We start from the raw sequence: 21132 nt of genomic DNA on the forward strand, positions 1-21132 counted from the left end.
GCCATCCTGAGTAAAAACACATACAACGTTTGGAGACGATCGCGATGCAAACAGTCAAAACCCGGCTTCTGGTATCTGGCACCCTGTGTGCGCTCAGCACGAGTGCGCTTGCGCAGTCGAGCGTCACGCTTTACGGCATTATCGACACGGGGCTCGAGTACGTGTCGCATGCGAATGCAACAGGCGGCCACGTGTTCCGGATGCCCGCCGTGACGGGCGAATTGCCCTCGCGCTGGGGCCTGCGCGGCGTGGAAGATCTCGGCGGCGGCTATAGCGCCGTTTTCACACTGGAAAGCGGCTTCAATGTTCGTGACGGCAGTTCGGGGCAGGGTGGACGCCTGTTCGGGCGCCAGGCATTCGTCGGCGTGAAGGGGCCGTACGGCACGCTGGCATTCGGCCGCCAGTACACGATGACCTATCTGTCGCTGCAAGGCGCGGACATCATCGGCCCGGACATTTACGGCATGGGTTCGCTCGACGCCTATGTGCCCAACGCGCGCGCCGACAACTCGATCACCTACATGGGTACGTACAAGGGCTTCACGCTCGGCGCGGGCTATTCGTTCGGCCGCGATTCGGCGGGCACCGGCAATTCGCCCGGGCAGGGCACCTGCGCGGGGTCGGTGGCCGGGCATCCCACGGAATGCCGCGACTGGTCGGTCATGCTCAAGTACGACGCGCCGAACTTCGGCATCGCGGCGTCGTATGAGGAACAACGCGGCGGCGCGAGCGGGCAGGCAAACTTCTTCGACGGCGTCGCGCCCACGCCGCTTGGCAACGGCGCGGACAAGGACGCGCGCACGCATGTCAGCGCGTATGCGCAATACGCGGGAGTGAAGCTTGGCGCGGGCTGGCTGGGCCGCCGCGTGGTGACGGATTCCCCGGCGGTGCCCAACGTGCGCTCGGATCTGTTCTTCGTCGGCGCATCGTACTTCGTCACGCCCGCGTTTCTGGTCGACGGAGAAGTGTTCCGCATCATCAACAGTGCACACGACTCGCGCGCGACGATGGGCACCTTGCGCACCACGTATCTGCTGAGCAAACGCTCGTCCGTGTATGCGCAGGCAGCCTACCTCGCGAACAGCGCGAAAGCACGGTATTCGGTGAGCGGCGGCGGTGGCGGCACGACGCCAGCCGGGGGCATGGGGCAGACGGGCGTGATGGTCGGCATCAAGCACGCGTTCTAGGAGAAATCGAATGAGAAAGTCTGTGATTGCGATGTGCGTGTCGGCCACGTTGAGCGCATGCGGGGGCTCTTCGGACAATTTGCAGGGCTTGCCGCGTCTGGGCGCCGCAACCCCTGCAACGCTGGTCGGCAACTGCGCGACGTTGGCGGGCAAACTGTCGTTCGCGAACACCACGTTCGACTCGGTGCAGGACGTGCCCGCGGGAACGCTGACCGTGGCGGGCAAACCGATTGCGGAACATTGTCTCGTGCGAGGGCAGATGAACCGGCGCGTGAGTGCCGTCGACGGAAAAACCTACGCGATAGGCTTCGAAATGCGTTTGCCCGTCGCGTGGAACGGGCGTTTCTTCTATCAGGCCAATGGCGGGCTGGACGGCAACGTGGTGACGGCGACCGGCGAGATCGGCGGCGGCGGCCCGCTCAACAACGCGCTGAACATGGGCTTCGCGGTGATCAGCTCCGACGCGGGGCACGCGTCGTCGCAAAACCCGCTCTTCGGTCTCGATCCGCAGGCGCGCATCGACTACGGCTACAACGCGGTTGCCACCTTGACGCCAATGGCCAAGCAGGCGATTCGCACCGCGTATGGCAAGGCGCCGGATCGCAGCTATTTCGAGGGCTGCTCGAACGGCGGGCGTCATGCGATGGTGGCGGCGGCGAGGTCGCCCGCGGAATACGACGGCATCATTGCGGGCGACCCTGGCTTCCATTTGCCGAAGGCTGCCATTGGCGAGATGTGGGGCGCCCAGCAATTGGCAAAGGTTGCGAGCGCAACCACTGCGAATGGACTGCCCGACATCAAGACCGGCTTTACCGCAACAGAGCGGCAACTGGTGGCCTCGCGCATTCTCGCGAAGTGCGACGCGCTGGACGGCGTAGCCGACGGCATGGTGCAGGACATCAAGGCCTGCCAGGCGAATTTCAGCCTTGCCGCCGATGTGCCCACCTGCGCGGGCAACGTGCGCGACGGCACGTGTCTGACCACGGCGCAGAAAGACGCCATCGGCAACCTGTTCTCCGGGGCGCGCAACAGCGCGGGCACGGCGCTATACGCGAGCTTCCCGTACGATGCGGGCGTGAGCGGTGCGGGCTGGGCGCAATGGAAGCAAAGCAACTCGATCACGCTTGACCCGGCGGCGGCTGCGTTCACCTTCACTACGCCGCCGCAGGACGCCTCGCTGCTGAGCCAGCTGTCTTCGTACGCGCTGAACTTCAGCATGGATACCGACGCGCCGAAGATTTCCGCGACCAGTGGCGCGTACGCGCAATCGTCGTGGTCCTTCATGACGCCGCCGGACGAAACGAACCTGAGCGCACTCAAGCAACGCGGCGCGAAGCTCATGGTGTACCACGGCACAAGCGACCCGGTGTTTTCGTCGAACGACACGACCGACTGGTACCAGCGCCTCATCGCAGCCAATGGCGGCGACGCGAGCAATTTCGCGCGGCTCTATACGGTTGCTGGCATGAACCACTGTTCGGGCGGTCCCGCTGCCGACCAGTTCGACATGCTCACGCCGATGGTCGCATGGGTGGAGCAGGGCAAGGCGCCCGAGAGTATCGTCGCCACCGCACGCGACGCGAGCAACGCGATACCGAACAGCGAAGTGCCCGCTGACTGGGGTGCGGGCCGCACCCGGCCGCTGTGTCCTTATCCGAAAGTCGCGCGCTACAAGGGTGGCGATGTGAACTCCGCGGCGAGCTTTTCGTGCAGTAGCTGATTGTCGAGCGCCGCGCCTGGTGTCGACTTTGCAAGGAGTCGGCACGAGGCGCAGTGGCGCGTCGATTTTCAGTCAGCGTGAGCGTTTGCGGCAGCACCGCGATTGGCGCATCACTGCGGCTCGTACCACGAATAAGTCGCGAGCGTGCTCACCGCCGGCGTGCCGATCTGCAACGTGACGTCGCGCAGCGAAGTCAGCTCGATATTGCGCAGGTCGCCCATGTAGCGGCGTGAGTCGCCGTTGTCGTTGATATACGCCACTACGTTTCCGGTGATACCCGCTACGTTTGTGCTGGAGAGCGGCTGTCCCCAGATGTCGAAGAACTGGCCGAGCGTGAAGGTCTTGAAGGTCGGCGTTTCGATATGGATGATGCCGGTCTGGTCGTGTGTGTGCATCTCGTAGTTGCACTGCGAAAGAATGCCCACGTTGGCCGGCAGCGCGAGCCACTGGCCGTCCTTGATGATCGCCAGATGCGCATGCACGTGATACAGCTCCGCCATGCCGGAGGCGCAGATCAGGCCGTCGACCGCCCCGCCCGTGCCGCCTGTCGCCGTGTTGCCGTTCGGCCAGTACGATGTGCCCACCACGCCGCCATAGTTCAGTGCAACGGGATTCGGGTCGAAGGGCGGCGGATCGGTCCACGTGTAAGTGGGGATCTGCGTCAACGGCGTGCCGACCATTATGGTGATTTCGCCGTGCGGCGGCAGCACCAGGGTCGCCGGATCGCCCGTGTACTTCGACAGCGTGCCGCCGTCGTTCACATAAATGGTGACTTCCGAGCCGCTCAGACCGGCCACGTTCGAGGTGCCGAGCGGCTGGCCCCAGATCGCGAAGAACTGGCCGAGCGTGTACGACGCGCCGGTGGTCGTGTCCATATGGATCTTGCCGCTCGCATCGACAGTGTGAAGCGGATACACGCAACCGGTCTGCGCGGCCATAGTCGGGCCGACGCTGCCGACGTTCGCGGGTAGCGCCAGTTGGCGGCCATTCTGGTAGATCGACAAATGCGTGTACGTGTACCCCTTGCTGGGCAGCGCGCAGTTCAGCCCGCTGACGGGCTGGCCCGTTCCGCCCGACGACGTGGGGCCTGTGGGCCAGTTCGATTCGCCAAGCGTGGTGCCGTCGATTACCGGCGTCGCGGCGGCCAGCGTCGGCGCGGTCGTACTCGTGCCGGACGCGGCGGGTGCCGGTGCGGCAGCGCCCGCGCCGTTGGCTCCGGTGTTCGACGCGCCGCCCCCACCTCCGCCGCCGCAGCCTGCAAGAATCAGTAAGGCGCCAATCAGGGTGACCCGCAAATCCAGCCGTTCCAACATCGCGTGCTCCATGCCGTGGTTAATCATGAATACGTGGAAGCAGACGCCGCGCTGACTGCGCGACATGCCCTCGCTGCGCAGACCGGCTGCAACGGAATGGCGAAGCCGGCGCAGGTGCGCTGCTTCGCACGAAACTGGCAGGTTCAGGGTAGCAGATGCGTTTCTGAAATAAACCGATTGAATAACAACGTTTTGCGACTTTTTATGTCGCATTCTGGCGTGTCGTTGCAAACCGCAGCTTGCTTCAGCCCGCCTGCGTCGGGGGAGCGCAGCGGCACTGTAAAATGCCGCTGCCGCCGCGATTTGCCGGCGTCGAACCCTCCCGTCAGCGATGCATGTCGATCTCCTTACCCTCTATCTCCTGATAATCGGAACGCTTCTGGCCAGTTCCGGCATGACGCTTTGGGAGCACCGAAGTCATCCCGGCCGCAGCGCGGAGTTAAGAGTGCTGGCGGCCGGCTACGCGACGCTCGCCATCGGCTGCGCGGCGGCCGTGTTCCGCCGCGACGTGCCCGGCCCGTGGGGTTCCGCGCTCAGCAATCTGGTCATTCTCAGCGGCTATCTGCTGGTGCTGCATGGCGTCGCGTTGCTGAGCGGCCGGCAGTATCGCGCCGCGTCGCTCGGCCTGCTCGTGGTCATGGCACTGACGTGGATGGTGGGCGGCACGCGCTTCGAGAGCCCGGTCTGGGCATACGTGAGCGCGATTCCGATTGCGCTCGCGAGCGGCATGACGTCCCGCGAACTGCTGCGAGGCGACGGCTTCAAAGCGCTGCCGTCGCGGTATATCGCGGTGGCGGTGACAGGCATTCACGCGCTCACGTATGCGGCTCGCGCGCTCGCTCTGCCGTGGCTTGCGGCGCGGCATGGCAACGGTCTGCTGCTGGCTGCCAGCGCAATCACCATGTATGAGGGCGTGCTCTATTCGGTCGTGCTGCCGATGACCCTGCTCAAGCTGATTCGCGACGAAACCCACGGCCGGCTATTGCAGGAATCGCAAACTGATTACCTGACCGGTCTCGGCAATCGCAGATGGTTCTTCGAACAAGGTGAGCGTGTGATCGGCGAGGGCGGCGAGAACCGGCCTCTCGCGCTGCTGGCGCTCGACCTCGATCAGTTCAAGAAGCTCAACGACCGCTACGGCCACGAGACCGGCGACGAAGTGCTCAAATCGTTCGCGCAGATTGCCCGCAGCGTGGTGGGCGACGACGCGGTGCTCGCGCGCATCGGCGGAGAAGAGTTCGCCGCGCTGCTGCCGCGCCACGACGAGGCGCGCGCGAAAGCGGTGGGCGAGGCGATTGTCGAGCGCTTCGCGCAAACCGTCTTGCACCGCGTGGAAGGCACGGAGATTCTGGCCACAGTCAGCATCGGCCTTGCGCATTGCGCAGATGCGGGGCAGTCGCTTGGCGAACTGCTGGCCGTTGCCGACGAGGCGCTTTACCGCGCCAAGTCGCTCGGTGGAAACAGGCTCGAAGGCGTGCGCAAGGCCGCGAGCCTGCGGGTGGTGAGATAACGCGCGGTGTGTTGCTTGCGGCGGCATCGCGTAAGCGGATGCCGCCGGCCTCGCGCGCCGCCGGCCGGTGGATCGCGCCGCACGGTGTTTGCCTTAGTGCGGCGCAACAGTGCGAATTTCAGAAGCCGCTGCGGTTCGGCTGACGCCGATACCAGGGCTTGGCCCTCAGACGGCCGCCGTCTGGCTGCGCAGCCATTCGTCCAGACCGATACGGCCGAGGCGCGCCTCGCCGAGCGGCACGAGCGAGTGCTCGTCGACCCGTCCACCAAAGTAGCGCGCCTCGGGATCACGCACGACGTCGCGCGGATCGCCGATCCCCTTCAGATAGCGGGCGACAATTTCGTCGAACGGCGCGCGCTGCGGCCCCGCGATTTCGACGATGCCGTTGCGCGGCGCAGCGAGCGCCACATCCGCGACGATGGCCGCGACGTCGTCCGCCGCGATCGGCTGGAACAGGCCGGGCGCCAGCCGCACCGTGTTGCCCTGCGCACTCGACGCTGCAATGCCGCCGAGAAATTCCATGAACTGCGTCGAGCGGATGATGGTGTACGGAACGCCCGAGGCCTCGATGAGTTTCTCCTGCGCGACCTTGGCGCGGAAATAGCCGTTCTCCGGCGTGCGGTCGGTGCCCACGATCGAAAGGGCGACGTGATGCCGCACGCCGGCCGCGGCCTCCGCTGCATGCAGGTTGCGCCCGGAGGTTTCGAAGAAGTCGAGCACCGCCTTGTCTTCGAAAGAGGGCGAATTGGCGAGGTCGATTACCACTTGCGCGCCGTTCAGCGCCTCTTTGAGCCCTTCGCCGGTGAGTGTGTTGATGCCGTTGCGCGGCGACGCGGCGAGCGCCTCGTGACCGGCATTGCGCAGAATGGTCAAGGTCTTCGAGCCGATCAGGCCCGTGCCGCCGATAATAACGATCTTCATGATCCAGTCCCTCTGTCGTTGGCGGCAGGCGCCGCGTGAAGTCAATGCTATGCGCACGCGCTTCGCGGCGGTAGCCACTTGCGCGGGCTCACCGTGTTGCGCGCACGGCACCAATCGGGCGCGACCGGTGCCGCGCCCGCACACCTGAGCGACGCGCCTTTCATCCGGCCACCGCCAGCTCCGGCGCCGCCGTGATCGTGTTCGTGCATTGCAGATCCATGGCGCGTGTTTCGTCTGTCATATAGTCGACGAAGACGCGGATGCGGGCCGGCAGGTGCTTGCGGCTCAGATAACAGATGTAGTGGCCGCCGTCGTCGGGCGCATGGTGGGCGAGACAGCTCACGAGACGCCGCTCGCGCAGCAGGGCGCACACCTGATAGGCCGGCAACTGCGCAATGCCCACGCCGTCGAGCACGGCCTGCAGTATCAGATCGGCGTCGTTGAAGGTGTGCTGCGCGGTGGGCTGGTGCCGCAGGAGGTGGCCGTCGACCTTGAACTCCCAGTCCTTGACGCGTCCCGAGGCCGTGCAGAAGTTGATGCAGCGATGCCCGGCGAGCTCTTCCACGCAGCGCGGCAAGCCGTGCACTCGTGCATAAGCCGGCGACGCGCACACCACCATCTGCATCGGGACCAGCTGACGCGCGACGATGCCGCTGTCTTCCATGCGGCCGTCGCGAAACGACACGTCCACGCGGTCGGTCGTGAAGTCCGCGGGGCGTTCGTTGAGCAGCAATTCAAGCGTGATGCCGGGGTACCGCGCATGAAAACCGCGCAGCAGCGGTGCAACGATCCCGCGTCCAAAACCCGGCGTCGAAGCAATCCGCAGATGACCGCGCGGCGGCCCGCTGCGCAGCTCGCGCATGCCGTCGAGCGCCTCCACGATGCGCTCCACGCCTGGCAGACAGCGCTCGTAGAACAGTTCGCCTTCGCGGGTGAGCGACGTCTTGCGTGTAGTGCGCAGAAAAAGGCGCACCTCGAGCTGCGTCTCGAGTTTCTGCACGTTGCGGCTCACCGACGAACGGCCGATGCCAAGCCGCTCGCCGGCGCGCGCAAAGCTGCCCTCGTTGGCCACGGCGAGAAACGACACGACGCCGGCATAGGTGGTCGCGAAACTGTTCGCGAACGGGTCGTGGCTGCTGCTGACGGACGGAAGTGATCGATAATCTGACATGCAGGCGCGAGTCGAGAGTCCAAAACCGGCTAGACGTATCAGTCGTGCGGTTTGTGACATCCGACTTCGGCGCCCGCGCCGGGCGCACCGCCTCAAGCGCTCGTAAAGGCCGCCGCAATGCGCGCGAGCTTGTCGGGATTGCGCTGCACCAGAAGGCGCACAATGCGCTCGCTGTCCGTTTCCAGCGAGAGCGCCGCTTCGAGCCTGCCTTGAATGAAGCGCAGCAGCGCCCACTCGCCATTGAGCACCACGAGCCTGACGCTGACTGCGCTGCCGTAACGGCGCGACCCCGCATAGAAGAGCTGCGCGATGCGTCGGCCGCCGTGCAACGGCTTGGCGAGGCTCTGCACTTTGCCGCCGCCGTCGCCGATCAGAAGCGCGTCTTCCGCGAGCAGGGCGTTGATGGCCGGAAAGTCGCCGCGCTCGACAGCATGCGCGAACATCCGCAGCAGCCGATGGTGTGTCTCGCGCGGCACGACCTGGCGAGCCCGTTCCTCGCGCAGTTGCGCTTTCGCGCGGCTCACCAGCTGGCGGCAGGCCGCCTCGGTTTTGCCGATTGCCGCTGCGACCTCGTCGTAATCAGCATCGAATACTTCGCGCAACAGGAAGGCGGCGCGCGCTTCGGGTGTCAGGCGTTCGAGCAGCATCAGGAACGCCACGGACACATCGTCGCTGCGCTCGACGGCTTCCTCCGGCGTCGCGGGCGAGCCGCTCAATTGCGGTTCGGGCAGCCAGGCGCCTGTGTAGTGTTCGCGCTGCGTTCTGGCAGCGCGCAGGCGGTCTATCGACACGCGCGTGGTCACTGCGACGAGCCATGCCTCTGCGTTGTCGATCTGTTCGCGGGACGCCGCGTGCCAGCGCAGCCAGACGTCCTGCACGATGTCTTCCGCTTCGGCCACCGAGCCGAGCATGCGATAAGCGATCTTCTGCAAACGCGGGCGCAAACCGTTGAAGGCGCGGGCGTCGTCATCCATGGAGCAGCTTCCCGTTGCGTTAAGACGGGCCTTGCGCGTGAGCGAGGCCGACACGCGCATATTGCCATGGACTGCGGACTCCTTTGCCGAGGCTCTTCGCTCGCGTTTGCCAACGGCCGCTCATCTGACCGCCCCTGGCCACCCCTCGCCGCCGTCGGCAGCGCGCAATCATGCGAATCGCCGCCGCCCTTGCGCACGCTGTCAGGCAAGCGCGACCACTGCGATCTCGACCAGCAGTTCGGGCGCGGCGAGCTGCGCTTGCACTGTCGCTCGCGTGGGCGCACAGCCTTGCGGAACCCATGCGTCCCAAACCTCGTTCATGCCGGCGAAGTCGCGTGCGATGTCCGCGAGCCAGACCTGCGCGGACACGAGCCTCGTCTTGTCGATGCCGGCTTTCTCGAGAAAGCCGTCGATTTTCTCCAGTACTTTGGCGGTCTGGAGCTTCACGTCCGGCGCGTGATCGGCCGAAGTCTGGCCGCCGACGAAGACAAGGCCGCCCGCCTTGACGACGCGGCTCATACGTTGGTTGGTTTCAATGCGAACGATATCGGTCATGAGTATTTCCTGGTTGAGGTCGAACGAAGCTGCCGCGCGCGTTGTGAAGCACGCGGTAAAGCAGCAAAGATGAGCAATAAAGATGGGCAATAAAGGTGCAGCGGTTCAATGCGTGACGAGATGCGCGGCGCGTGCGTCGCCGGAAGCCGGATCGCTCGCGAAGCGGTCGATTGCAAACGCGTCCAGCGAAACTGCCGGTGTGCCGTCGAGCATCAGTTCGGACACCAGCTTTCCGCAGCCCGGCCCGAGCTGAAAACCGCTGCCGCAATAGCCAAACGAGTAATACAGGTTCGACGCCTTGCGGCTTGCGGAAATGACCGGGAGTTCATCTGCGGTGAAGGCTTCGACGCCGGCCCATGCGCGGTTCACGCCAAGGTGACGCAGATGCGGAAAGAGGTCCGTCACGGTTCGCGCGCTGCGTACGAGCCGGGCGAAGTCGACTTCGCCGTGACGGTTGGCGAGGTCTGCGATGCCGATCAGCTTTCCGCCGATCACCACGGTGCCGTTGTCGAACTGCTTGAACGACAGCGGCCTGCCGGTGGCCCCGAGCGTCGCCCGGCAGAAGGGCGCCACGCGCTGCGTGACCATCAGCATCAGACCTTCGGGATGCACCGGCACCGGCTCGCCGACCTGCTTCGCGAGTTCGCCGGACCACGCGCCTGCGGTCACCAGCAGTTTTTGCCCGCTGAACGTGCCGCGCGGCGTGTGCGCGAGCCAGCGGGTGCCGCGCTGTTCGATGCGGCGCACGGCGGTGCCTTCCAGAAAACGCACGCCGAGCCGCTCGGCGGCGCGCCGGAATGCCGTCGTGGTCCGGTAGGGCAGCGCATAGCCGTCGCGCTCGACCCAAATGCCGCCCGTGACATGACGCGCCAGCGCCGGTTCGAGTTCGAGCACGGTTTCGCGGTCGATCACCGTCTCATGCGTGAAGCCATGCGACTGCAGCAGTGCGACGCGCTCGCAGCACGCGGCGAGTTCGTCCTCGGTTTCGGCAATCTTCAACTGACCGGACGCGACGAAACCGCCGTCTTCGCCAAGCAGATCCGTCATGCCGTGCCAGATTTCGCGCGACATCAGCGCAAGCGGAATCTCCGGCAGCGGCCGGCCCAGCGTGCGCACGCCGCCCGCGTTGACGCCCGACGAATGACGCGCGACGTAATCGGCCTCGAGCACGATCACCTTCGCGCCGCGCCGCGCCAGGTGAAACGCGCTGCTCGTGCCGTGCAGCCCGCCGCCGACCACGAGGACATCGGCTTCCTGAAGGACGGTTGCGTCATTCACCGGCGAGTTCTCCGAGCGTGAGCGGCTTGATCGGCGGACGGATGCGGTAGTAGCCGACCTCGGCAGGCGACACGCGGCGCGCGTCGGCGATTACTTCGGTCACCGTCAGACCGCACATGCGGCCCTGGCACGGTCCCATGCCGCAGCGTCCGAACGACTTGGCCTGATTGGGCCCGACACAGCCGAGTTCGACGAACTTGCGCAACTCGCCGGCAGTGACTTCCTCGCAACGGCACACAATGGTTTCGTCGCGCGGAATGCGGTTGATGTCGCGCGGACGATAGAGGCTGTCGAGAAACGGCCGGATGCGCATCACTCCGGCCAGCGCGCGGCGAGGCGCGGCGGCTTCGGCGTCGCGCGCCGCGCTGCTGAGCGCGCCAAGCTGCGCGGCCACCGCGAGTCCCGCGAGCTCGCCCTGCAACGCAGCCGCCTGCGCACCGCCAATGCCCGCGCCGTCGCCCGCGACGAAAATGCCGGGCACGTCCAGTTCGCCCCACGCATCGAGCTGCGGCGTAAAGCACAACTGCGCGTCGTCCCAGCGATGCGACGCGCGCAGCGCCTGAGTGAACTGCGTATTCGGCACGACGCCCTGGTGCAGCAGGATCACGTCCGCTTCCAGACGATGCGCGACACCTTTGGTCGTAAAGTGAAGCGCGGCGGCGCGCTCCACCTGATCATGGCCGATGCGCGCCTCGACACGCAGATCGTCGGCCGCTTCGAAAATCGGCACGCCTGCATCGCGCAGCGTGCGGATCAGTTGCAGGCCCTTGCTGAGAAAAGGCCACGCACGCAACGCCGACAACATATGCCGCTTGGCGCGCCAGCGGTCTTCATGACGCGTGGTGTCGACGAGGGCGCGGATCGGCACGCCGGCGCGCACATACTGCCAGCCGAGCAGATAGAGCAGCGGTCCGCAGCCTGCCAGCACGGGCGGCGCGGCGGGCACTTCGCCGGCGCTCTTCAGAAGTATTTGCGCGGCGCCCGCCGTCAGCACGCCGGGCAGCGTCCAGCCGGGAATCGGAAATGGCCGCTCGAGCGCGCCGCTTGCAAGAATCACGCGCTGCGCGTCGAAGCTGCCGATCTTGCCGTCGCGCAGATAATTGACGCCGCGCTCGCGCGTGACCTGCCACACCGTGGCGTGGGTCAGATGGCGCGCGCCGGACGCAGCGAAGGCGTCGGCGATAGCGGCGCCGGCCGCATAGTCGGGCCCGAGAATGTCCTTGCGGCGGGCATCGGCGCGACCAATCGCGCGATAGATCTGGCCGCCCACGGCGTCCTGTTCGTCGATCAATACGGTCGCAAGGCCCGCGCGCGCGGCGCGGGTCGCCGCGCTCATGCCAGCGGGACCGGCGCCGACCACCACCACGTCGACGGCCTCGGTTGCGAAATCAGCGGCCATGAGCGTTCTCCAGCGGTGTATCGGCGAGGCTCGCGGGCGGCAGATCGCGCGCGCCTTCCTGCGAGCGGATTCGCATGCCCGCTTTGACCTCGACCATGCACGCCTGGCGGCTCGGCACGCCGTCAATCTCGACGAGGCACTCGAAGCATGCGCCCATCATGCAGAACGGCCCGCGCGGCGCGCCGGAGACCGGCGTCGCGCGAAAGCGCGCCACGCCCGAGGCAAGCAGCGCCGCCGCGACGGAGCGTCCGGCGGGGACGGTCAACGGCTCGTCGTTGAACCAGATGCCGATGCTGGTTGCGGCTGCGTCGTCGCCCGGCAGCGGCTTGAACAGCGTGGGTGCCGGCGTTTGAGTGCGCGCCGGCTTGGGCGCTTGAGTCGATCGTGTGGTCATGTCGGAGTCAATGAGCAGGAGTCAGTTGCGCTGCGTGCTCGAAGCGTCGCGCGGAGAAGGTGGGCAGTTCGTCGGGCAACGGCGCGCCCATGATCCACGGTGACACCCGCAGCGCATGCGCGGCGGCGAGCGTCACGCCGCTATGGCAGGTGACCACGAATGCGCCGGGGTACGCCTCGGACTGGTCGTAGATAGGAAAACCGTCGGGGCTGTAGACGCGCAGCGCGGCCCACATGCGCACGAGCCGCACATGCCTGAGCATCGGGAAGGCGCGCACGCCGCGCCGGGCAATGTCGGCAAGCACGGGCGTGGTCGTGAAATCGTCGAAGCCGACTTCTTCCATCGAATCGCCGAACTGCACGCTGCCCTCATCGGTCTGGCGCACGTTGAGCGTGGGGTAGTGCAGAAACGGCGCGACGCGCTCGCTCACCAGCACCTGTCCGCGATTCGGCGCGACCGGCGCCTTCAGGCCGACGAACGGCGCAAGCGTGCGATTGCCGAGTCCGGCAGCGAGCACCACTTTCGCGGCGCGATACGTTCCGCGTTTGCCATGCACGACGAAGCTATGCCCTTGCGGCTCGATGCGCTGCGCGCGTTCAGCGGAAACCAGCCGCACGCCGCGCGCCTGCATCGCGGTGTGGAGCGCGCGCAGCAATTTCAGCGGATTCACGTGGCCGTCCATTGGCGAGTAGCTCGCGCCGATCACCGCGCTGCCGATCTGCGGAATGCGCGCGCGGACTTCGGCGGCATCGAGCATCTGGTAGGGATAATCGCCGAGCTCGGCGCGCAGCGTCGCAAGGCGCCTCGCGCGCTCGGCCAGTTCTTCGTCGGTAAAGCAGAAGTGAAAGCCGCCGGGCTGTTTCAACGCCACGTCTACGCCCGACTCCTGCAGCAGTGCCTCGGCTAACTGCGGCCAGCGCGTGGCGGAACTGCGCGACCAGCGTGCGTATGGCGACAGGCCGTAGCCCTTGCCCTGAATCCAGACGAGGCCGAAATTGCCGCGCGAGGCGCGCAGGCCGCCGTCGTCTTCGTCGAGCACGGTGACGCGCGCGCCTTCGCGGGCGAGTCCGTATGCGACGGCGGAGCCGACGAGGCCGCCGCCCACCACGATCACATCCGCGAGCGCGCCGGAACCGGCGGTGCCTGAAGACGTCATTGAGCTTCTCCGATCAGAATGCGGTCCAGTCCGACCATGCGGTCGAGCAGAACCATCAGCAGGACCGTGCCGACAATCAGCACCGCCGACACCGAGGCGACGAGCGGATCGATCGTCTGCGCGATCTGGTTGTACATGGCGACGGGCAGCGTGGTCGTGCCGGGCGTCGCGACGAAAATGGTCATGGTCAGTTCGTCGAAACTCTGGATGAACGACAGCACCCAGCCGCCTGCCACGCCGGTGCGGATCATCGGCAGCACCACGCGGCGAAAGGCGGTGAAGCGGCTAGCGCCGCACGAGAGCGCGGCGCGCTGCGCATCGCGGTCGAGTCCGACTGCCGACGAGAGCGCGAGACGCAGCGCATACGGCAGCACGATCACCACATGCGCGCAGACCAGCGACCAGAACGAACCCGACAGATGCAGCAGCGACAGAAAGCGCAGAAACGCGATGCCGAGCACGACGGCGGGGATCATCATCGGCGAGAGGAAGAAGCTGGTGAGCGCCGCGCGGCCGGGAAAGCGATAGCGCGCGATGGCGAGCGCGGCGGGCACCGCGAGCAGCACGCCGATGGTCGCCGCCGCGAAGGCGAGCCGCACCGACAGCCAGAAGGCCGCGACGATGTCGCTGTTATCGAAGATCGCGCGGAACCAGCGCAGCGACGCGCCGTCGAAGGGCATCGAGATGAAGCCCTTGTCGGTGAACGCCACCAACATCACCACCACGAGCGGCGCGAGAATGAAGCTCAGAAAGAACGCGTTGTAGATGAGGCCGGCCATGCAGTTCTGTTTCATGATCGCTCTCCTTCTCAATCGAAGATGTGCTTGAAGCGGCGCTCGGCGAGGCGGCTGCAGCCCATTACGATCGCCACGTTGGCGATCAGCAGCAGCACGGCGATGCTCGCGCCGAGCGGCCAGTTCAGCGTGCCGAGGAACTCGTCATAGGCGGCGGTGGCAACCACTTTCAGGCGCCGCCCGCCGATCAGCGCGGGCGTGGCGAATGCCGACGCCGACAGCGCGAACACGATGATCGCGCCCGACAGCACGCCTGGCATGATCTGCGGCAGCACCACGCGGCGGAACACCGCGAACGGCGAGCCGCCGAGCGAACGGCCGGCCCATTCCACTTGCGGGTCGAGCTTTTGCATCGTCGCCCACACGGACATCACCATGAAGGGCACCAGCACATGCGTGAGCGCGATGATCATGCCGGTCATCGTGAAGACGAGGCGAATGGGTTCGTCGGTAATACGCAGCGATTGCAGCAGGTTGTTGAGCACGCCGTTGTTGCCGAGCAGAATCTGCCAGCCGAGCGTGCGCACCACCACCGAGATCAGCAGCGGTCCAAGCACGATCAGCAGACACAGCGACTGCCACGGGCGCTTCATCCGCGCGAGCACGATCGTTTCGGGCACGCCCAGCACAATGGACAGCAGCGTGACGGCGAAGGCGAGACCGGCGGTGCGCAGAAAGATCGCACCGTAGTAGGGGTCGCTCACCACCTCCCAGTAGTTCGTGAGCGTATAGGCGGAGGTGACGCCGGCAGTGTCGCTGAACACGCGGAACGACAGCATCAGCGTGAGCACGAGCGGCACCAGCAACAGCCCGACGAAGAGCAGCAGCGCGGGCCCTGACAGCAGCCACGGCGTGGCGCCGGCGCGGTCGTCGTCAAGCGTGGCCATGAGCGCCCTCCGGACCGTCTTGCGTGAGCACGCGCAGGTCGTCGTCGGTCCATGCGAGGCCTACTTCGTGGCCTTCATCGGGCGGCGGCGCGCCCAGGTTCGGCTGCGCGACGCGCAGTTTGCCGAGCTCGGTCTCCACTTCCAGCAGCCATTGATTGCCGACGAACACCCGTGTCGCGATGCGCCCGCGCAGACGGGCATCGCCATTGGCAAGATGGACTTTCTCGGGGCGAATGTAGACATGCACAGCGCCGTCGACATGGCGGCCTTCGTGGGGCACGTGCAGCGTGGTGCCCGAGACGGCGACCACCGCGCAGCGCGGATTGCGGTGCAACACTTCGCCCGACAGCGTGTTCGTGCGGCCGAGGAACGTGGAGGCGAACGGCGTGGCGGGGCGCTCGTAGGCGTCGTAGGGCGTGCTCAACTGCGCAATCGTGCCGCGGTGCATGACGGCGATGCGGTCGCTCATCGTCATTGCTTCGACCTGGTCGTGCGTGACCAGGATCGTCGTGATGCCGAGGCGCTTCTGGATCGCGCGAAGCTCGATGTGCATTTCCTCGCGCAGCTTGGCGTCGAGATTCGACATCGGCTCGTCGAGCAGCAGCAGTTCCGGTTCCATCGCGATGGCGCGCGCAATCGCCACGCGTTGCCGCTGGCCGCCCGACAGCTCCTTCGGATACCGATGCCCGAGACCGTTCAGGCGCACGAGAGCGAGGGCCTCCGCGACCCGCTCCTCGCGCTCCTGACGCCTGACCTTGCGCATTTCGAGCCCGAAGCCGACGTTGCCCGCCACCGTCATGTGCGGAAACAGCGCGTAGCTCTGAAACACCACGCCTATGCCGCGTTTCTCCGGACGCTCGTTCGTGATGTCGCGGCCGTCGAGCATGATGCGGCCCGTGGTCGGCGAGACGAAGCCGGCCACCATTTGCAGCGTGGTCGTCTTGCCGCAGCCGGACGGGCCGAGCAGCGCGAGCAGTTCGCCCCGTTCGACCTCCAGATCGAGCTGTTCTATTGCGGTGAAATCGCCGTAGCGTTTCGAAATGCCATGCAGAGTCAGGAAGGCCATGCGTCTTGCTCCTTCATCGGTTCGCGCGCCGCGCGAGGGACGGGCCGGTGCCACACGTTAGCGCTCGACTGAACGATTCCAGCGCTCCGTCCATTCGGTGCGATGCTGGTTGATGGTCGCCCAGTCCATTGCGGTGAGCTTTCCGATCTGCTCGGGGCCGTACGGCACGCGTGCGGCGATTTCAGGCGTGAGCTTGACGTTCCGGTTCACGGGACCAAGACCGATGTTTTGCGCCTGCAGCACCTGCACTTCCGGGGTCAACAGGTACTGAACGAATTGCTGCGACAACTGCGGCTGCGCGTTTTCGGCGACCACGCACGCGGCGACTTGCAGCGCGACCGCGCCTTCCTTCGGATAGACGAATTTCAGCGGAAAACCCGTGTTCTGCAGGGCGACCGCGCGACCGCTGCCGTACGGCGCGAGGATCACGTCGCCGGCTTGCATCTGGCCGTCCATTTCGCCGGGCGTCGGCGCCCAGGAGAGCACGTTGGGCGCGACCTGCTTCGTCATCGCGCTGAAGCCCGGGTCGATGTTCTTCTCGCCGCCGCCGGACAGACGCGCGAGCATTACGAGCGTATGCAGGCCGTACGTGTTGGTGATCGGCGGAACGCCAAGCTTGCCCTTGATGCGGCTGTCCGTGAGCGCTTTCCACGAATCGGGCGGCGGCAGGCCGGCCTTTTTGAAGGCTTCTTCGTTGTAGCCGATGCCGGTCGCCACCATGCCCACGCCGACCGCGCTGGGCCCGAGTTTCGCGAGCGGGTAGACGTCTTTCATGACCGGCGCGTCGTCCAGTTTCGCGCAGAGGTTCAATTGCATCGCCTGATACATGGGGCCGTCGTCCATCACCGCCACGTTGATCTGCTGGTGGCCCTTCTGCGCCTGGAGTTTGGCGAGCGTATCGCTCGAATTGCCCGCGACGTAGACGATCTTCACGTTGTGCGCCTTCTCGAACGGCGGAATGATTTTCTGCCGGTAGAGCTGCTCGTTCGAGCCCCCCACGTTCGCGACATACAGCGTGGTCTCGGCCTGCGCGACGAGCGGCGCGGCGAGGCTCAATGCGATGGAAGCGGCGGCGAGCGAGATGAAGGAAGGGGCAGACGGGGCGAACAGACGGCGATGCAGCGCTCTTTTCATGACGACGATCTCCAGTTCCGGTGTGTGGGGCGGGCTTCACGGCCCGTCGGTGAAAGGCAGTGTCGCGCCGGCTCGTCATGTCGTCCAATACGAATAAAATACCTACCTATGCATGGATGATATGAATCAACCAACCACCGCCTGGGGAAAACACGCATGAATCTGAAGCATATCGAGGCATTTCGCGCGGTGATGGTGTCGGGCTCGATGACCGCCGCAGCAAAAGCGCTGTTCACTTCGCAGCCCAACGTGAGCCGCCTCATTGCGCAACTGGAGCGCGACACGGGCCTGCAGCTCTTTCAGCGCAGCGGCGTGCGGCTGATTCCCACTAGCGAGGGGCAGGCGTTTTTTCGCGAGGTCGAACGGGCTTTCGTCGGTTTGCAGGGTCTCGCCAATGCGGCCGCGCAGATTCGCAACCTCGGCAGCGGGCGCTTGCGCATCGCCGCCATGCCGTCAGCGGGCATGACGCTGGTGCCGCATGCGATCAAGCGGTTCGTCGAACTCTTTCCGGACGTGACCGTGTCGCTTCATGTGAACACGTCGGCCACGGTCAATCATTGGACCGCCTCGCAGTTCTGCGACCTTGGCGTGGCTGTCTACGTGAGCGAGGCGTCGGCTTGCGAGGTGGAGCAGCTCTCGGACGTGGCTGCTGTATGCGTGATGCCGGCCGCGCATCGGCTCGCGGCAAAGCGCAGCATCAAGCCCGACGATCTGGAAGGGGAGTCGTTCATTTCGCTGTGTCACGGCGACGGAACCCGCGCGCTGATGGACGAGGTATTCGAGCGTGCGGGCGTGCAGCGCGTGCTCGCGATAGAGGCGCAGTACACGGCGATGTGCTGCGAGATGGTGCGGCACGGCATGGGCGTGACGCTCGCGCATCCGATTGTCGCGCGCGACTATGCGGGGCCGGACATTGCGATTCGCCCATTCGTGCCGGCCACGCGCTTTCAGACCTATTTGCTGTTTCCGCCGCATCGGCCGCGAGAGCGGCTGGCTTCCGCGTTCGTCGAGGTGTTGCGCGAATTGCACGACGAATTGCTGGCCGAGGTCCAGCCGCAGTCGCAGTCGCGCAATGCGGCCGGTCGCGCTCGCGCGCGCTCGCGGGTTCGGGCGTGACGAAGCGGGCTTTCTGCCGCGCGCGGTTTAGCCGTTGGCGACGCTCACGAGCTTCTTTTCATTGTGCTCGCCGGTCCAGCGCTTGACGGTGCCCGCGTCGATATCGAACAGGTCGAGCACGCGTCCCAGCGTGTGATCGATCATTTGCTGGAGATTGTCGGGCCGCGCGTAGAACGCCGGCACCGGCGGATAGATGATCGCGCCGATTTCGGTTGCGGCCGTCATATTGCGCAGATGCCCGAGATGCAGCGGCGTTTCGCGCACCATCAGCACCACGCGCTTGCGCTCCTTCAGCATCACATCTGCCGCGCGCGATAGCAGCGAGCCCGTGTTGCCCGTCGCTACCTCGGCAAGCGTTTTCATCGAGCAGGGCGCAACGATCATACCGTCCACGCGAAACGATCCGCTCGAAATCGCCGCGCCGATATCCGCGTTCGGGTAGTGCTCGTCGGCGAGCGCCTGCACGTCTGCTGTGCGCAGATCCGTCTCGTAGGCGAGCGTCATCTGCGCCGAGCGGCTCATCACCAGATGCGACTCCACGTCGAGCTCGCGCAGCATTTCCAGCAGCCTCACGCCATAGACCACGCCGGAAGCGCCGCTGATTCCCACCACGATACGTTTGCGTCGATCCATCTTCGTCGTCTCTGTTTGATCCACCAGTATCCGCCAATGCGTCGATTCGCCGTTGCGGCAGGCTCGTATGTCTAGGTGCTCAGGTTGCATGAGATGCGCGGAATGCGCCAAACGAAATCTGTTCATGCGTGGCATGAGGTCTTTTCATTGTCCGCGGATGAAATCCGTTCATGACGTGTATGAGAAATCAGCGTTTGCGAGCGAGGGGCGTTCTGCCTCAGTCTGCGCTCACCGTCGTTTCCCTTGGTCATTCACTGGACAACCATGAAAAATTTCCCTTCGTTCCAGACACATTTGCAGGCGCTCGAGGAAAGATCTCTCGTGGTGCACGTGCACCGCGAGATCAACAAGGACACCGAACTCCATCCGCTCGTGCGCTGGCAGTTGCGCGGCGGCATTCCCGAAGCGGATCGCAAGGCGTTCGTGTTCCATAACGTGGTCGACAGCAAGGGGCGCCGCTACGAACTGCCTGTGGTGGTCGGTGCGTTGTCGATCAACCGCGAGGTGTACGCGATCGGTATGGGCGTACCTGTGGACCAGATCGGCAAGAAGTGGCAGCAGGCCAAAAGCAACCCGATTGCACCTGTCGTCGTAACGGAGGCACCTTGCCAGGAGGTCTGCTTTATCGGCGACGAACTCGATGTCGACGGCCAGGGGCTAGAACATCTGCCCATTCCGATTTCGACGCCGGGCTTTGACAACGCGCCGTACACCACGTGCTCGCAGTACATTTCCGTCGATCCGGAAAACGGCATCCAGAACATGGGCACGTATCGCGGACAGATCAAGGGCAAGCGCCGCGTGGGCTGCAATCCGTCGATCGAAATGGGTCAGGGTATCTACCAGCATTGGCTCAAGTACAAGGCGATGGGCAAGCCGATGCCGGCTGCGCTCGTAATAGGCGGGCATCCGGCCGTGTCGTTCTGTTCGGTGCAGAAGCTGCCTATCGACGTCGACGAGCTGGGCGTGGCGGGCGCGATTCTCGGTGAGCCGCTGCGCGTCGTGAAGTGCAAGACCAACGATCTGCTCGTGCCCGCCGACGCCGAAATCGTGATTGAAGGTTTCGTGCCGACAGACACGCTCGAACCGGAAGGCCCGTTCGGCGAATCGCACGGTCACGTGAATCTGCAGGAATTCAACCCTTACATGAACGTCACCGCGATTACGCGGCGCAAAAATGCGCATCTGGTGTCGATCATCAGCCAGGTGACGCCGAGCGAAAGCTCGCTCGTCAAGAAGGTCGCATTCGAGCCGCTGTTTCTCGATCATCTGAAGAACTCGCTGCGGATTGCGAGTGTCGAGAAAGTCGTGATGCACGAGCCGCTCACGAATCTTCGCAAGCTCGTCATTGTCGTATTCAGCGAGAAGGCCACGGAAACCGAAATATGGCGCGCGCTGATGGGCGCGGCCTCGTTGCAACCGGCGGTCGGCAAACTGGTGGTGGCCGTCAGTAACGACATCAACCCTGAAAACAGCGACGCCATTTTCTGGTCGATGAGCTACCGGATGAACGCGATCAAGGACGTGCAGATTCTGCATGGCCGCGACACCGGACATGGCCCGCGCACGTCGGGCGCACAACGCGGCGACGACGCGGTGGACGGCGTGATCCTGATGAACGCCACCCGCAAGGAGAAGCTGCCGCCGCTCTCGTTGCCGACGCGCCCCTACATGGAAAACGCCAAGGCGATCTGGGAAGAACTCGGCTTGCCGGCGCTGCGTCCGGAGTGGCCGTGGTACGGCGTCTCCATGGGCGACTGGGACGAGCGCAACGAAGCGATGGCGCAGCGCGCCGTGATGAGCGAGTATTTCGAAACGGGCGAGGAACAGACGCGTCAACGCGTCGGACCCGAGTGGATCAACAAGGACTCCGACTGGTTCTTCGCCGAGAAGAAAGACGCGTAGAGCGCCCTTGTAGCGGCAG

General features: G+C 65.3%; 19 protein-coding genes. 5 read left to right on the plus strand and 14 right to left on the minus strand.

Translation table 11 applies throughout. The annotated features are described in order from the left end of the window. The first annotated feature begins 44 nt into the window (after positions 1 to 44). Entirely contained in the window at positions 45 to 1187 is a 1143-nt protein-coding gene (locus F757_RS0113630) for a porin (protein ID WP_027211872.1), read from the plus strand. Positions 1188 to 1197: 10 nt separating this feature from the next. Then, the gene (locus F757_RS0113635) at positions 1198 to 2907 is read left to right on the plus strand and encodes a tannase/feruloyl esterase family alpha/beta hydrolase (RefSeq protein ID WP_027211873.1); all 1710 of its coding nucleotides are present in this window, start codon (positions 1198 to 1200) and stop codon (positions 2905 to 2907) included. Positions 2908 to 3017: 110 nt separating this feature from the next. Here F757_RS0113635 and F757_RS33495 read toward each other — a convergent pair whose 3' ends face one another. Beyond that, the gene (locus tag F757_RS33495) at positions 3018 to 4220 is read right to left on the minus strand and encodes a hypothetical protein (protein ID WP_027211874.1); all 1203 of its coding nucleotides are present in this window, start codon (positions 4218 to 4220) and stop codon (positions 3018 to 3020) included. Positions 4221 to 4551: 331 nt separating this feature from the next. Here F757_RS33495 and F757_RS0113645 point away from each other — a divergent pair, with 331 nt between their 5' ends. Then, positions 4552 to 5730, plus strand: coding sequence for a GGDEF domain-containing protein (locus tag F757_RS0113645; RefSeq protein ID WP_027211875.1), 1179 nt, complete (start codon positions 4552 to 4554; stop codon positions 5728 to 5730). Between the two features lie 165 nt (positions 5731 to 5895). Here the strand turns inward: F757_RS0113645 and F757_RS0113655 are convergent, their stop codons facing one another. The 12 genes from F757_RS0113655 to F757_RS0113710 form a co-directional block, all read right to left on the minus strand. Continuing rightward, complete coding sequence (locus F757_RS0113655) at positions 5896 to 6651, minus strand: SDR family oxidoreductase (RefSeq protein ID WP_027211876.1); 756 nt, start codon at positions 6649 to 6651, stop codon at positions 5896 to 5898. A gap of 160 nt (positions 6652 to 6811) precedes the next feature. After that, positions 6812 to 7822 (minus strand): LysR family transcriptional regulator, encoded by a 1011-nt coding sequence (locus tag F757_RS0113660; protein ID WP_027211877.1) that lies wholly within the window; start codon positions 7820 to 7822, stop codon positions 6812 to 6814. A 92-nt stretch (positions 7823 to 7914) separates the two neighbouring features. Continuing rightward, complete coding sequence (locus F757_RS0113665; RefSeq protein ID WP_027211878.1) at positions 7915 to 8796, minus strand: RNA polymerase sigma-70 factor; 882 nt, start codon at positions 8794 to 8796, stop codon at positions 7915 to 7917. A 201-nt stretch (positions 8797 to 8997) separates the two neighbouring features. Then, positions 8998 to 9351, minus strand: coding sequence for a RidA family protein (locus tag F757_RS0113670; protein ID WP_027211879.1), 354 nt, complete (start codon positions 9349 to 9351; stop codon positions 8998 to 9000). Positions 9352 to 9456: 105 nt separating this feature from the next. Further along, positions 9457 to 10629: an NAD(P)/FAD-dependent oxidoreductase gene (locus F757_RS0113675; RefSeq protein WP_027211880.1), complete on the minus strand. Its 1173-nt coding sequence runs from the start codon at positions 10627 to 10629 to the stop codon at positions 9457 to 9459. Then, the gene (locus tag F757_RS0113680; RefSeq protein ID WP_027211881.1) at positions 10622 to 12028 is read right to left on the minus strand and encodes an FAD/NAD(P)-dependent oxidoreductase; all 1407 of its coding nucleotides are present in this window, start codon (positions 12026 to 12028) and stop codon (positions 10622 to 10624) included. The genes F757_RS0113675 and F757_RS0113680 overlap by 8 nt, the downstream gene beginning before the upstream one ends. Continuing rightward, positions 12018 to 12422 (minus strand): (2Fe-2S)-binding protein, encoded by a 405-nt coding sequence (locus tag F757_RS0113685; RefSeq protein ID WP_027211882.1) that lies wholly within the window; start codon positions 12420 to 12422, stop codon positions 12018 to 12020. The genes F757_RS0113680 and F757_RS0113685 overlap by 11 nt, the downstream gene beginning before the upstream one ends. A 7-nt stretch (positions 12423 to 12429) precedes the next feature. Further along, positions 12430 to 13578 (minus strand): NAD(P)/FAD-dependent oxidoreductase, encoded by a 1149-nt coding sequence (locus F757_RS0113690; protein WP_027211883.1) that lies wholly within the window; start codon positions 13576 to 13578, stop codon positions 12430 to 12432. Beyond that, positions 13575 to 14372 carry an ABC transporter permease gene (locus tag F757_RS0113695; protein ID WP_027211884.1) on the minus strand — a complete coding sequence of 266 codons (798 nt, stop codon included), beginning with the start codon at positions 14370 to 14372 and terminating at the stop codon, positions 13575 to 13577. The genes F757_RS0113690 and F757_RS0113695 overlap by 4 nt, the downstream gene beginning before the upstream one ends. Before the next feature lie 14 nt (positions 14373 to 14386). Next, positions 14387 to 15259 carry an ABC transporter permease gene (locus tag F757_RS0113700; protein WP_027211885.1) on the minus strand — a complete coding sequence of 291 codons (873 nt, stop codon included), beginning with the start codon at positions 15257 to 15259 and terminating at the stop codon, positions 14387 to 14389. Further along, positions 15246 to 16325, minus strand: coding sequence for an ABC transporter ATP-binding protein (locus F757_RS0113705; protein ID WP_027211886.1), 1080 nt, complete (start codon positions 16323 to 16325; stop codon positions 15246 to 15248). Before F757_RS0113705 ends, F757_RS0113700 begins: the two co-directional genes overlap by 14 nt. A 57-nt stretch (positions 16326 to 16382) precedes the next feature. Further along, complete coding sequence (locus F757_RS0113710; RefSeq protein WP_027211887.1) at positions 16383 to 17459, minus strand: ABC transporter substrate-binding protein; 1077 nt, start codon at positions 17457 to 17459, stop codon at positions 16383 to 16385. Between the two features lie 156 nt (positions 17460 to 17615). Between F757_RS0113710 and F757_RS0113715 the strand changes: the two genes are divergently transcribed. Further along, on the plus strand, positions 17616 to 18575 hold the full coding sequence (locus F757_RS0113715; RefSeq protein WP_027211888.1) for a LysR substrate-binding domain-containing protein: 960 nt from the start codon (positions 17616 to 17618) through the stop codon (positions 18573 to 18575). A 27-nt stretch (positions 18576 to 18602) separates the two neighbouring features. On the opposite strand, the gene F757_RS0113720 is transcribed toward F757_RS0113715, so the two are convergent. Then, complete coding sequence (locus tag F757_RS0113720; protein WP_027211889.1) at positions 18603 to 19208, minus strand: UbiX family flavin prenyltransferase; 606 nt, start codon at positions 19206 to 19208, stop codon at positions 18603 to 18605. 264 nt (positions 19209 to 19472) lie between these two features. Here F757_RS0113720 and F757_RS0113725 point away from each other — a divergent pair, with 264 nt between their 5' ends. Beyond that, a complete protein-coding gene (locus F757_RS0113725) occupies positions 19473 to 21113 on the plus strand; it encodes a UbiD family decarboxylase (RefSeq protein WP_027211890.1) in 1641 nt (546 codons plus the stop codon). The last annotated feature ends 19 nt before the right edge of the window (positions 21114 to 21132 follow it).

Origin of the sequence: Burkholderia sp. WSM2232 (genome assembly GCF_000472545.1) — a bacterium.
Classification (GTDB): Bacteria; Pseudomonadota; Gammaproteobacteria; order Burkholderiales; family Burkholderiaceae; genus Paraburkholderia.